The sequence below is a fragment of the Methylobacterium sp. Leaf111 genome, from assembly GCF_001423285.1.
Classification (GTDB): domain Bacteria; phylum Pseudomonadota; class Alphaproteobacteria; order Rhizobiales; family Beijerinckiaceae; genus Methylobacterium.
The window spans coordinates 13207-26041 of sequence record NZ_LMNE01000006.1 but is presented as its reverse complement, the minus strand read 5'-3'; the positions used below and the strand labels follow the sequence as shown (position 1 = coordinate 26041).

Here is a 12835-nt window from a genome sequence, read left to right as displayed (position 1 = left end):
GGATGGCCTACGCCTCCTGGCGAGGTCCGCGGGCGCGGTCCTGCTCGGCGTTGCGCTCGGCCTTAAGCTTCTCGGTGAGGTCCTCGCCGGTCTCCTGGTCGACGACCTTCATGGACAGGCGGATCTTGCCGCGGTCGTCCTGGCCGAGGAACTTCACCTTGACCTTCTGGCCCTCCTTGACGACGTCCGTCACCTTGGCGACCCGCTGGGCGGCGAGCTCCGAGATGTGGACGAGGCCGTCCTTGGCGCCGAAGAAGTTCACGAAAGCGCCGAACTCCATCGTCTTCACGACGGTGCCGTCATAGATCATGCCCGGCTCGGCCTCCGCCACGATGGACCGGATCCAGTTGTAGGCGGCCTTGATGGCCTTGCCGTCGCTGGAGGCGATCTTCACCGTGCCGGTGTCGTCGATGTTGATCTTGGCGCCGGTCTTCTCGACGATCTCGCGGATCACCTTGCCGCCGGTGCCGATCACTTCCCGGATCTTGTCGGTGGGGATCTGCATGGTCTCGATGCGCGGCGCGTACTCGCCGAGCTCGGGACGGGCATCGGTCAGGGCCTTCGCCATCTCGCCGAGGATGTGGACGCGGCCTTCCTGCGCCTGATGCAGGGCGACCTTCATGATCTCCTCGGTGATGCCCGCGATCTTGATGTCCATCTGCAGCGAGGTGATACCGGCTTCCGTGCCCGCCACCTTGAAGTCCATGTCGCCGAGGTGATCCTCGTCGCCGAGGATGTCGGACAGCACGGCGTAGCGCTCACCCTCGAGGATGAGGCCCATGGCGATGCCCGCCACCGGACGGCGCAGGGGCACGCCCGCATCCATCAGCGACAGCGAGGCGCCGCAGACGGAGGCCATCGAGGAGGAGCCGTTGGACTCGGTGATCTCGGACACGACGCGGATCGTGTACGGGAACTCGTGGGCCGGCGGCAGCACGGGGTGTACGGCGCGCCAGGCGAGCTTGCCGTGGCCGATCTCGCGACGACCCGGGGAGCCCATGCGGCCGGTCTCGCCCACCGAGTAGGGGGGGAAGTTGTAGTGAAGCAGGAAGGTCTCCTTGTAGGTGCCTTCCAGCGCGTCGATGAACTGCTCGTCCTCGCCGGTGCCGAGGGTGGCGACCACGAGGGCCTGGGTCTCGCCGCGGGTGAAGAGCGAGGAACCGTGGGCGCGGGGCAGCACGCCGACCTGGGACTCGATCGGGCGCACGGTGCGCACGTCGCGTCCGTCGATGCGGGACCCCGTGTCGAGGATGTTCCAGCGCACGACCTTCGACTGCGCTTCCTTGAACGCGGCCTTGACCTTCTCGGCCGGGAAACGGGCCTCGCCCTCGGCGGGGCAGAGCGCGGCCATCACCTTCACCTTCACGGCGTCGACGGCGGCGTAGCGCTCCTGCTTGACGGTGTTCTTGTAGGCGGCGCGCAGGTCGGCCTCGCACACGTCGAGGACGGCCTGCTCCACGTCGCCGTTCTCCGGCGCCTGGAAGTTGCGGGGCTCCTTGGCAGCCTTCTCGGCGAGGCGGATGATCGCCTCGATGACCGGCTGGAAGTGCTTGTGGCCGAACATCACGGCGCCGAGCATGACCTCCTCGCCGAGTTCCTTGGCCTCGGACTCGACCATCAGGACGGCGTCCTGGGTGCCGGCGACGACGAGGTCGAGGGTCGAAGCCTCGAGGTCGGCCACGTGCGGGTTCAGGGTGTACTGGCCGTTGACGTAGCCGACGCGGGCGGCGCCGATCGGGCCCATGAAGGGCACGCCCGACAGGGTCAGGGCGGCGGAGGCCGCGACCATCGCGAGGATGTCGGGGTCGTTCTCGAGGTCGTGGGTCAGGACGGTGACGACCACCTGGGTGTCGTTGCGCCAGCCCTCGACGAAGAGGGGGCGGATCGGGCGGTCGATCAGGCGGGAGACCAGGGTCTCCTTCTCGGACGGACGGCCTTCGCGCTTGAAGTACCCGCCGGGGATTCGGCCGGCGGCGTAGGCGCGCTCCTGGTAGTTCACCGTGAGGGGCAGGAAATCGATGCCGGCCTTGGGCTCCTTGCCGGACACGACGGTGGCGAGCACCGAGGTCTCGCCGTAGGTCGCCATGACGGAACCGTCGGCCTGGCGGGCGACCTTGCCCGTCTCGAGGACGAGCTTGCGGTCGCCCCACATCAGCTCTTCGCGTTGGATATCGAACATATGTCTAGCCTTCCTGCGGTCGGGCGAACCCGGCGCCGTCAGGGGCAAGATGGCGGGGGGCGCCGCGCGCCGCGCCCCCCGCGATCCTGTCCCCGACGCATCCGCCTTCAAGTCGCCCGGGTCTTCGGGTGGCCGGACCCATTCCGGCAGCCCGAACTGTCAAAACGCGGTCCCGGGCCGGGCCCGGAACCGCGTGAACGCCGTGTTTAGCGGCGGATGCCGAGACGCTCGATGAGGCTGCGGTAGCGGGCCTCGTCCTTGCGCTTGACGTAGTCGAGCAGCGAGCGGCGCTGCGAGACCATCTTCAGGAGGCCGCGGCGGGAATGGTTGTCCTTGCCATGGGTCTTGAAGTGGCCGGTGAGGTTGGTGATCCGCTCGGTGAGGATCGCCACCTGGACCTCCGGAGAACCGGTGTCCTTGCCGCCGGTCGCGTATTCCTTGATGAGCGCGGTCTTGCGCTCTGCCGTGATCGACATCGCAGTGCCTTTCGGTCCGGGTTTTCGGAAACGGGCGGCCTCGTCAGGAGGGCCGCGCCACGCTCGCGGAAGGCCGGTGCCGGGATGTCGTCCAGCACGGTCAGGCCCACAAGCAGTTTGTGCCCCGGCCCCGTTCATACGGGTCGGAGCGGCGCGGACCATACACGAAACCGGCCCTGACGCCAGCCCTCCGTCCGTCGCAGGGAGAAATCGACGTCTCAGGCCGCCACGGAGACCGAGGCGCCCACGGCGCGGATGTCCGCCGCCAGGGCCTCGATCCGGGCCGGGTCCGAATCCCAGGCGAACATGAAACGGGCACCGCCGCCGATGAAGGTGTAGAAGCGCCAGCCCCGGGCGCGCAGGGCCTCGAGGTGCTCGGGCGCGGCGCGCAGGAACACGGCGTTGGCCTCCACCGGGAACATCAGGTCGAAGGCCGCCACATCGGCTACGGCGGCGGCGAGGCTCTGCGCGCAGGCATTGGCGTGGGTCGCGTGACGCAGCCAGGCCCCGTCCTCCAGCACCCCGACCCAGGGAGCGGAGAGGAAGCGCATCTTCGAGGCGAGCTGCCCCGCCTGCTTGCAGCGGTAGCCGAAATCCTCCGCCAGGGCGGCGTCGAAGAACAGGATCGCCTCGCCCGCCGCCATGCCGTTCTTGGTGCCGCCGAAGCAAAGGAGGTCGACGCCGGCCTTCCAGGTCATGTCGGCGGGGCTGCAGCCGAGGCTGGCACAGGCATTGGCGAAGCGCGCTCCGTCCATGTGGAGGCGCAGGCCGAGATCCCGGCAGGTGGCGGCGATCGCCCGGATCTCGGCGAGGCTGTAGAGCTGCCCCGTCTCGGTGGGCTGGGTGATCGTGACCACGCGGGGCTTGGGGAAATGGATGTCCGAGCGCCCCGTGGCGACGCCCCGGATCAGGGCCGGGTCGAGCTTGCCGTCGGGGCTCGCCACCACGAGCAGCTTCGAGCCGTTGGAGAAGAACTCGGGCGCGCCGCACTCGTCCGTTTCGACATGGGCCGAGGCCGAGCAGATGACGCTGTGGTAGGATTGGCAGAGAGAGGCCAGGGCCAGGGCGTTGGCGGCGGTGCCGTTGAAGGCGAAGAAGATGTCGGCGGCGTCCGTCTCGAACAGGGTCCTGAAGGTGTCGGCCGCCCGCTTCGTCCACGGGTCTTCGCCGTAGGCCGGTACCGAGCCGCGATTGGCCGCGTCCATGGCGGCCCAGGCCTCGGGGCAGATGCCGGCGTAGTTGTCGCTCGCGAATTGCTGGGGCTCGGGGGGCATGGGTCGCTCTCGTCTGGCCAAGGTCCGCATCGGGAGTGCAGCGACCGGCCGAACAGAGATATGGCGAAGCCCGTTTGGTTGCCGGTCCGGCCACATCCCCGCCGATTGCCGGAGGGTGCCACCTTGCCCGGGGGAGCAGGTTGGCGTCAGGGATCGCCCCGACTCTTGATGCGGCCCATGATTTACCAGAGGGGTCCGGCTCTGACAACACGGGCAGGTTGCCGCCTGGTGCGGGAACTAGATCGTGGCGTGAAATCCGGGGCGAGTGCTCGGCACCCCCTGCCTGGCCCGCGACTTGCCCCGACTGGCCCGCGATCCACCGTCATGCGAAGGTCCTGCCGATGACGGGCAACAGCCTCACCGCGCGCAAATCCGTCGCCGACATCCTGGCGGCCGACGCCGAGGGCAAGGAATCCTCGCGCCTGCCGCGTTCGCTCTCGGCGTTCGACCTCGTCGCCCTCGGCGTGGGTGCTACCATCGGGGCGGGCATCTTCGTCCTCACCGGCACGGCGGCGGCGAACTATGCCGGCCCCGGCCTGACCCTGTCCTTCGTGCTCGGCGGCATCGCCTGCGGATTCGTCGCGCTCTGCTATGCCGAGCTCGCCGCGATGGTGCCGGCCCCGGGCAGCACCTACACCTATGCCTACGCAACCCTCGGCGAGGCCTGCGCCTGGATCATCGGTTGGGATCTCGTTCTCGAATACGCAATGAGCGCTGCGACCGTGGCGGTGGGCTGGTCGGGCTACGCTCGCTCCCTCCTCGCCGATGCCGGCCTGCACCTGCCTGCGTTTCTGTCGGCGGCTCCCTTCACCCCCCTGCCCGGCGGGGGCGCCGCATGGTTCGACCTGCCGGCGGCGGCCGTCATCGGCCTGCTGACCCTGCTCCTCGTGCGTGGCAACCGCGAATCGACCCGGGTGAACGCCGTGATGGTGGCGATCAAGGTCGCGATCATCCTGTCCTTCGTCGGCGTCGGTGCCGCCCATGTGGATGTGGGCCTGTGGTTTCCCCTGGTGCCGGAGAACACCGGCCCCTTCGGCGCGTTCGGCTGGAGCGGCGTGCTGCGCGGGGCCGGCGTGGTGTTCTTCGCCTTCATCGGCTTCGAGACGATCTCGACGGCGGCGGGCGAGACGCGCCGCCCCCAGCGCGACGCGCCGATCGGGCTCCTGGGGGCGCTGGCGATCAGCACGGTGCTCTACGTGGCGGTGGCGGCGGTGCTCACCGGCCTCGTCCCCTACCGGGCCCTCGACGTGCCCGACCCCATCGCCAAGGCGGTGGAGGCGATCGGCTTCGGGGCCTTCGCGGTGGCGATCAAGATCGGGGCGATCCTCGGCCTGACCACGGCGGCGCTCGCCGCCCTCTACGGGCAGGCCCGGATCTTCTACGCCATGGCGCGCGACGGTCTGTTGCCGCCGGCCTTCGCACGGGTGCATCCGCGCTTTCGCACGCCGGCCGCCAGCCAAGTCACCATCGGCGCGGTGACGGCCCTGGTGGCGGGGCTGGTTCCGATGGATCTCCTGGGCGAACTGGTGAGCATCGGCACCCTCTTCGCCTTTCTGGTGATCTGCACCGCCGTCCTGGTGCTGCGCCGGACGGATCCGGGGCGCCCCCGCCCCTTCCGGGTGCCGGGCATGCCGGTGGTGCCGATCCTCGGCATCCTGTCCTGCCTCGCACTGATGCTCGGCCTGCCCGGAGACACCTGGTTGCGGCTCGCCCTGTGGCTCGTCGTGGGGCTGGCGATCTACCTCGGCTACGGTCGACGGGCGGCGCGGCTGCGCGCGCCGGGCCTCGGGGCGGGCGCGGCGCGCTGAACCTCAGGAGTAGTGGCGCGGGCTCGGACGGCCGGAATAGCGCCGGCGCAGATAGGAGACGAGCTTCGGGAGCAGGAAGGCGACGAGGAGCTTGCGCATGGGAAAACCTCCGGTTGGGGTGGGCGGCCTGGAAGCCGCCGCGTCGGAAACCCAATGCGGGGTCGGGCCCGGGCGTTCCGGAGACGGCTGAATCAATCTCTGCGATCGGCGGTCGCCGGGAGGGTCCTGCACCGCCTCAGCGCGTGATCACCGCGTGCACGCAGTAGCCGCGGAAGCGCTGCTGCACCCGCGCCTCGGCGTCCAGGGCGGAGGCCACGGCCGCGACCGCCCGCGGCAGGTCTGCGCGCGGCGTCACCGCGAAAGCCGCGAGCCATCGGTTGAGGAGGCTGCGGGCGGGCCGCGGCAGGGCCGCCTGATCGCCGAAATCCACCACGTGGAGCTGGCCGCCCGGCGCGAGGTGTCCGGCGGCCTGGGCCAGCACCCGCTCCCACGGCGGGATCATCGACAGGGCGTAGGAGATCACGATCCGGTCGAAGCGGGCCCGCCCGAAGAGGGCCTCCGGGTCGAAGGCCGTGGCGTCCCCGCGCGCGAGGCGAATGCGGGGCTGGAGCCCGGCACGTGCGACGCTGCGGGCGGCCGTGGCGAGCATTGCCGCCGAGACGTCGAGGCCGTGGCAGGCGGCCTCCGGGTAGCTTCGGGCGATGCGCACGAGGTTGCGTCCGGTGCCGCAGCCGATCTCCAGCACCGAACCGCCCGCCGGCACGGCGAGGTCCGCGATCGCCCGGTCACGCCCGAGGAGATAGAACTTGCGGCTGGCGTCGTACAAATGGCGCTGGCGCCGGTACATCCGGTCCATCGCCCGCGCGGCGTCGCTCACGCCGCCCGCCGACGGTAGAGATGGAAGCCGCCGTAGATGGCCGAGCGGTCGCGGGCCTGTCCCGCGCGGCTCTCGGCCTCAGCATAGTCCCAGGCGTCCAGGATCCCGTCCGGCACCCGGCCCGGCAGGCAGCGCTCGTCGGCGGCCGTGCGGAAGATGACCCGTGCGCCCGGCCGGGCGGTGCGGGTGATCTCGGTCCACAGGGCGGTCAGGTCGGCGTCGCTCATCCAGTCCTGCGCATCGAGGAGCACGTAGGCATCCGCACTCCGGTCGGGGCTGGCGGCCAGGAACGCCGTCATCGACTGCTGGCGGTAGCTCACGCGTCCGGCCCGGGCCCGCAGGGTCTCGAAATGGCGCGGCTCCAGGTAGGGCGGCAGGGCGGCGTCGGGACCCGGGGCGTAGCCCCGGCCGAAGGCCTGCCAGGCGAAGTAGTTGTCGGCGAGGTCGAAGTCGCAGGCGAGGCGCTCCAGGCGGTGGCGCAGGACGTCGACCATGCCGCCCGGGTGGTCCTGGGCGAGGGCGCGGTACTGGGCCGGGGGAATCCCGAGGCCGTAGAGGGAGGCCGGGCGCCGGATCAGCCAGCGCACGAGGCGCTTCTCGAACAGGGGGGGCCACGTGCGCCGCGAACAGGCTGCGCTGTTCGGCGCGGTCGCGGGCCTTGAGGACGGCGGAGAGGTCGCAGCCGTAGAGCCGGGCCAGCCGATGCCCGGTCCCGATGAAGCGCCCGAGCAGGCCGTGGCCGAAGACGTTCTCCGAGAAGGCGGCGATGCGCCGGCGCCCGTCGAGGCGATGGGCCTCCCAGTAGGCGCGCGCGGTGGCGTCGAGGTGGGGCGCGATCCATGCATCGTAGGCGGCGATGTTGTCGGCCCTGTCGGCCCGCCCGAAGAAGCGCAGGTAGGCTGCCGAATCCGGCAGCCGCGTCAGGGCCGCGAGCTTGAGGCGCCCCAGGGCGATGTGCGCGCCGTTGAGATCGACCGCGCTGATCCGCGCCGGATCGGCGGTGAGGTAGGACAGGACGTTGCAGCTGCCCGACGCGATGGCGACGACGTGGTCCTCCGGCCCCAGCGCCAGGGCCTCCAGATCGACCGCTGGATCCTCCCAGATCTGGGGATAGACCAGCCCGCTGAAGGCCAGGGTGAACAGCCGTTCGGACAGGCCGGCGCGGGACAGGGCGCGGCTGCGATGCACGGCCTGGGTCAGGCCGAGGCTGGTTTCGCGGCGGACCGCCCGTGCTGCGGGATTCATGCGGGCTCTCGGGCTGTCCATCGGGGATGATGGACGCCGCCCCTACGCCTCGCGCATGACCGGCCGGTGACAGCCCTCAGAGTTCCAGGGTCAGCGTCACCGGCGCATGGTCGGAGGGGCGGTCCCAGCCCCGGACATGGCGGGCGACCGTCATGTCGCGTACCGTACCGGCGAGGTCGGGAGAGACCCAGGCATGGTCGAGGCGCCGGCCCTTGTCGGCCGCCGACCAGTCGGGGGAGCGGTAGCTCCACCACGTGTAGATCTTCGTCGGCTCCGGCACGAGCAGGCGGGCGGCATCGACCCAACCGGCCTCGCCCCGCAGGGTCTCGAGCCGCTCGGTCTCGATGGGGGTGTGGCTCACCACGTCGAGGAGCTGCTTGTGCGACCAGACGTCGTGCTCCAGGGGCGCCACGTTGAGGTCGCCGACCAGGATCGCGGGGCCCGTGACCCGACGGCCGCCCCAGGCGCGCAGTTCGTCGAGGAAGTCGAGCTTGTGCGCGAATTTCGGGTTGAAGCCGCGGTCGGGCACGTCGCCGCCGGCCGGCACGTAGAAGTCGTGCAGGACGATCCCGGCCGCCGTCCCGGCTTCGGGGCCGAGGACCGCCGAGATGTGACGCGCGTCCTGGCGCTCGCAGAACGCCATCACGTCGCGCGTGAGGAGGGGAAAGCGCGACAGGATCGCGACGCCGTTGTAGCCCTTCTGGCCGGCGAACACGACGTGCTCGTAGCCGGAGCCCCGCAGGGCCTTCAGCGGAAACGCGTCGTCCGGGCACTTCGTCTCCTGCAGGCAGAGCACGTCCGGCTGGGCCTCGGCGAGGAAGCGCAGGACCGAATCGATGCGCAAGCGCACCGAGTTGATGTTCCAGGTGGTGACGGTGAGGCGCACGGCGTTCGGCTCGCGTGAGACTGGAAAATGTTTAAAGGATCGTGCGCGCGTCGGCGCGGCGGGCCGGCATAGACCGGATCGCCGCCGCCGTCGCCGGGGAAATGCCGCGCCTGGGGCTCCTGATCCGCGAGGGATCGCGCCCGGGGCGAGATCGAGGGATCGTCACGTGTCGCGCATCCGTTCCGCGCTCTTCAACGCCTACTGGGCCGGCTGGACCGCCCTGTTCATCGTGCCGCTGGCGGTGCTCGCCCTGCTGGGCGCGCCGGCGCGGCCCATCCGCGCCTTCACCCGCCTGTGGTCGCGGGGCATCCTGTTCGGCCTCGCCCGCATCGTCGGGCTCACCTATGTCGAGGAGGGCCGCGACCGCATCCCGGCCGAGCCCTGTCTCATCGTGGCCAACCACCAGTCGGCCTGGGAGACCCTGGCCTTCCTCGTGCTGGTGCCCAACGTCGCCATCGTGGCCAAGCGCGAGCTGGTGGCGATCCCCATCGTCGGCTGGTTCCTGCGCCGCTCGCCGATGATCATCATCGACCGGGCCAACGGCACCCAGGCCCTGCGGGTGATGATCGACGAGAGCCGCGCGGCGATCGCGCAGGGACGCTCGGTGCTGATGTTTCCGGAAGGCACCCGCGGCGGCATCGCCGAGCCGGTCCAGTTCAAGCGCGGGGTCGAGCTGCTCTATGCCAAGCTCGGCCTGCCGGTGCTGCCGGTGGCGGTGAATTCCGGCCTGTACTGGCCCCACGGGGGCGCCCGCCACAGCCCCGGCGCCGTGACGGTGAGCTACCTTCCGCCCCTGCCCCCGGGCCTGAGCGGCGCCGAGTTCATGCGCGGGACGCAAGGGGCGATCGATGCCGAGCTGAACCGCTGGCGTGATCCTGCCGCCCCCGTCGCCTCGCCCCTGCCGGCCGAGGCCCCGTAGGACCGAAAGCCTTACGGGTCGAGCCCCTCGGCCTTGCGCTTGGCGGCCCGGCGGCGCTCGACGCGGGCCACCGAGAAGATCGAGGCCTCGTAGAGCAGCAGCATCGGAATGGCGAGGGAGAGCTGCGAGATCACGTCCGGCGGCGTCAGCACGGCGGCGGCCACGAAGACCAGGACGATGGCATAGCGGCGCTTCTCGCGCAGGAACGCCGTGTCGATCACGCCGATCTGACCGAGCAGGGTCAGGATCACCGGCAGCTGGAAGGCGATGCCGAAGGCGAAGATCAGCGTCATGATGAGTGAGAGGTACTCGTCCACCTTCGGCAGGAGCGCAATCGTCGCCTCGCCGGGCTGCCCGATCTGCTGCAGCGAGACCGAGAACTGGATCAGCAGCGGCATCGCCAGGAAGAACACCACCAGGGCGCCGAGGATGAAGAAGATCGGCGTGGCGACGAGGTACGGCAGGAAGGCTTGACGCTCGTTGCGATAGAGGCCCGGGGCCACGAAGGCGTAGATCTGCGTGGCGATGACCGGGAAGGCCAGGAAGCCGGCCCCGAACACGCTCAGCTTGATGTTGGTGAACACCTGCTCAAGGAAGTGCGTCGCGATCAGCTTCGCGTTCTCGACACCCACCACGGAGACGTAGGGGTAGACAAGGATGTTGTAGATGTGCCGCGAGAAGAAGAAGCACCCGAAGAACATCACCACGAAGGCGGCCAGCGACTTAATCAGCCGCGACCGCAATTCGATGAGATGGTCGAGGAGCGGGGCCCGCGAGGCTTCGATCTCGGCTTCGTCGGTCTCGTTGATCATCGGCCGGAATCAAGCTGGGGTTTGGCCGGCGTCTCGAAGCGAGGCGACGCGCTGGGAGTCGGGTCGGGGAAGGCGGCCGGGGGTTCGGCGGTCCAGGCGTGGGGCGTGGCCGGAGCGGGCGTTTCCGAGGCGGAGCGCGGCGGCAGGTCGGGCAGCGCTTCCACGGGGCCGGGCGCGTGTCGGACGGGCTCGGACGGCAAGGTCTCGGGTGGCATCGGCGCAGGCGGGGCCGGCATCGTCGTCTCGCGCTCGGCCAGCTGGTCGGCGACGTTGGCAAGGCCCTGGGTCGGCGAAGGGGTCGTCTTGGTCTCGGTTTGGCCGTCGACAGCGCCCTTCAGCTCGTCGCGGATGGTCTGCACCGGGTTGAAGGTCGGCCCCATCGTGCTCGCCGAGCGCTTGACCCCATCCACCTCGCGGCGGATCTCGTCGAACTCCGCCTCGCGGATCGCCTCGTTGAACTGCGACTGGAACTCGCCGGCCATGCGGCGCATCTTGCCGGTGATCTGGCCGACCGTGCGCAGGGCCTTCGGCAGATCCTTCGGGCCGATGACGATGAGGGCGACGCCGCCGATCAGCATCACCTCGCCCCAACTCATGTCAAACATGGTGTCGACTGTCCCGCGACCCTGCGCCGCCCATCCACGGCGTGCTGCCCATGGCAGGTCGCGGCGCCGTGCGCCAGACCCGCGATCGGCCGCAGCACCCCATTCTCGCGTGGCGGATCAGACGACCTTGCGGTCGGCCGACACCGTGTTGGCGGTGGCGGGCTCCCCCTGGTGGGGCAGCGTCCGCACCGGCTCTCCCGCGCTCGGCGGCGGCACGGCCGTGGTGGTCGGCGTCTCGTCCTCGGCCATGCCCTTCTTGAAGGCCTTGATGCCCTTGGCGACGTCGCCCATCAGGTCCGAGATCTTCCCGCGGCCGAACAGCAGCATCACGATGCCGGCGACGATGATCCAGTGCCAGATACTCATGCTGCCCATGGCAACCTCCCGCGCCACAGCCCGAACACTGCGCGGCGCCGTCTCGTGTGTCGATTGATGGCGAACCTAAGGATCGGGCACCCCGAGCACAAGAAGTGCGGGTGACGCGCGCTCCGTTCCGATCGCCGCATCGCGGGCATGCAAGTTTCCGGCCCACCGCCGGGTCATAGACCAGCCGCGCGCCGTTGTCGCCTCGTCCGGCCACCGGCGCGCGGGACGTCAGGTGGCCGGGCGTCCAAGGCGACCCGGACCTCAGGCGGCCATCGACAGGGCTGCCGCGAAGCGAGCCCGGGCCTCGTGCACGTCGAAGGCGTCGGGGCCGGCGGGCAGGCGGGCCAGGGCGGCCTCGGCCCGACGCAGGGCCGCGCCGGCCAGGGCGGGGGCACCCTCGGCGACGCCCTGCATCTCGTCCGGATCGCCGTTGCAGTGCAGGCCGACATCGATTCCGGCGGCGAAGCAGGCCTCGGTCCGGGTCCGGAACGTGCCCTGGAGGGCGTGCATCGAGAGGTCGTCGGTCATCAGCAGGCCGTCGAAGCCGATGGCGCCGCGGATGATGTCGCGAATCACGATGGCCGATTGCGTCGCCGGATGGGCGGGATCGAGGGCCGTGAGCACCACATGGGCGCTCATGGCCATCGGCAGGTCGGCGAGGGCTCGGAAGGGCACGAAATCCTGGGCGCTGAGGGTGGCGAGGTCCGCCTCCACCACCGGCAGGCCCTTGTGGCTGTCGCAGCCGGCGCGGCCGTGGCCGGGGATGTGCTTCATCACCGGCAGCACGCCGCCCTGCATCAGGCCCTCGGCCACGGCCCGGCCGATCTCGGCCACGCGGTCGGGGGTGGTGTCGTAGGCGCGGTCGCCGATCACGTCGTGGGCGCCGGCCACCGGCACATCGAGGACCGGGGCGCAGTCGACGTTGATGCCGACGCTGGCGAGGTCATGGGCCATCAGCCGGGCGCCCAGATGCGCGATCGTCGCGGCCGATCCGTTGAGCCCGGCGAAGCGACGCCCCGCCGGATAGGCCGGCCAGTGCGGCGGTCCCATGCGCTGCACCCGGCCGCCTTCCTGGTCGATGAGGATCGGGGCGTCGGCGCGGCCGACCGTGTCCCGCAGGGCGTCGGTCAGCGCCCGGACCTCGTCAGGCGTGCCGATGTTGCGCTTGAACAGGATGAAACCCCAGGGCGCCACGTCCCGGAAGAAGGCGGCCTCCTCCGCCGAGAGGGTCTTGCCGGCGCAACCAAGGATCAGGGCACGGGAGGTCATGATCGGGGACGCATCCTCGGTGGATCGGCGCGGTGCATTGGGCCGGCGGGGTGGGACGACGCTCGGAGGGGTTCGGCGACGAATCGACATCACGCCAATCGGGGCAGGATGCGGCCGGA

11 protein-coding genes, 1 pseudogene and 1 riboswitch are annotated in these 12835 nt (G+C 70.5%); of the genes and pseudogenes, 2 read left to right on the top strand and 10 right to left on the bottom strand.

Translation table 11 applies throughout. The annotated features are described in order from the left end of the window. Positions 1 to 7: 7 nt before the first annotated feature. The 3 genes from pnp to ASF41_RS06720 form a co-directional block, all read right to left on the bottom strand. Positions 8 to 2179, bottom strand: a complete 2172-nt coding sequence (gene pnp / locus ASF41_RS06730; protein WP_056491847.1) for a polyribonucleotide nucleotidyltransferase — start codon at positions 2177 to 2179, stop codon at positions 8 to 10. Positions 2180 to 2385: 206 nt separating this feature from the next. After that, positions 2386 to 2655 carry a 30S ribosomal protein S15 gene (rpsO, locus tag ASF41_RS06725; RefSeq protein WP_055950756.1) on the bottom strand — a complete coding sequence of 90 codons (270 nt, stop codon included), beginning with the start codon at positions 2653 to 2655 and terminating at the stop codon, positions 2386 to 2388. 218 nt (positions 2656 to 2873) lie between these two features. Next, on the bottom strand, positions 2874 to 3929 hold the full coding sequence (locus ASF41_RS06720; RefSeq protein WP_056491844.1) for a low specificity L-threonine aldolase: 1056 nt from the start codon (positions 3927 to 3929) through the stop codon (positions 2874 to 2876). Positions 3930 to 3993: 64 nt separating this feature from the next. After that, positions 3994 to 4106, bottom strand: a riboswitch (SAM-I-IV-variant riboswitch). A gap of 164 nt (positions 4107 to 4270) precedes the next feature. Here ASF41_RS06720 and ASF41_RS06715 point away from each other — a divergent pair. Further along, complete coding sequence (locus ASF41_RS06715; protein WP_082504137.1) at positions 4271 to 5737, top strand: amino acid permease; 1467 nt, start codon at positions 4271 to 4273, stop codon at positions 5735 to 5737. Between the two features lie 235 nt (positions 5738 to 5972). On the opposite strand, the gene ASF41_RS06710 is transcribed toward ASF41_RS06715, so the two are convergent. From ASF41_RS06710 to ASF41_RS06700, 3 genes and pseudogenes are all read right to left on the bottom strand, one after another. Then, positions 5973 to 6584 carry a class I SAM-dependent methyltransferase gene (locus ASF41_RS06710; protein WP_056491841.1) on the bottom strand — a complete coding sequence of 204 codons (612 nt, stop codon included), beginning with the start codon at positions 6582 to 6584 and terminating at the stop codon, positions 5973 to 5975. 26 nt (positions 6585 to 6610) lie between these two features. Further along, a pseudogene (locus ASF41_RS06705) lies at positions 6611 to 7859 on the bottom strand (DUF3419 family protein). A 76-nt stretch (positions 7860 to 7935) separates the two neighbouring features. Beyond that, positions 7936 to 8745, bottom strand: coding sequence for an exodeoxyribonuclease III (locus ASF41_RS06700; RefSeq protein WP_056491838.1), 810 nt, complete (start codon positions 8743 to 8745; stop codon positions 7936 to 7938). 166 nt (positions 8746 to 8911) lie between these two features. Between ASF41_RS06700 and ASF41_RS06695 the strand changes: the two genes are divergently transcribed. Further along, the gene (locus ASF41_RS06695) at positions 8912 to 9664 is read left to right on the top strand and encodes a 1-acyl-sn-glycerol-3-phosphate acyltransferase (RefSeq protein ID WP_056379644.1); all 753 of its coding nucleotides are present in this window, start codon (positions 8912 to 8914) and stop codon (positions 9662 to 9664) included. Between the two features lie 11 nt (positions 9665 to 9675). Here ASF41_RS06695 and tatC read toward each other — a convergent pair whose 3' ends face one another. The 4 genes from tatC to nagZ all read right to left on the bottom strand — a co-directional run bounded on the left by tatC (position 9676) and on the right by nagZ (position 12716). Beyond that, positions 9676 to 10476: a twin-arginine translocase subunit TatC gene (tatC, locus tag ASF41_RS06690; protein WP_056216387.1), complete on the bottom strand. Its 801-nt coding sequence runs from the start codon at positions 10474 to 10476 to the stop codon at positions 9676 to 9678. Next, complete coding sequence (gene tatB, locus ASF41_RS23585) at positions 10473 to 11081, bottom strand: Sec-independent protein translocase protein TatB (RefSeq protein ID WP_082504135.1); 609 nt, start codon at positions 11079 to 11081, stop codon at positions 10473 to 10475. Before tatB ends, tatC begins: the two co-directional genes overlap by 4 nt. 117 nt (positions 11082 to 11198) lie before the next feature. Then, a complete protein-coding gene (locus tag ASF41_RS06680; protein WP_055950728.1) occupies positions 11199 to 11456 on the bottom strand; it encodes a twin-arginine translocase TatA/TatE family subunit in 258 nt (85 codons plus the stop codon). A gap of 252 nt (positions 11457 to 11708) precedes the next feature. Then, complete coding sequence (gene nagZ / locus ASF41_RS06675) at positions 11709 to 12716, bottom strand: beta-N-acetylhexosaminidase (RefSeq protein WP_056491835.1); 1008 nt, start codon at positions 12714 to 12716, stop codon at positions 11709 to 11711. Positions 12717 to 12835: the final 119 nt, after the last annotated feature.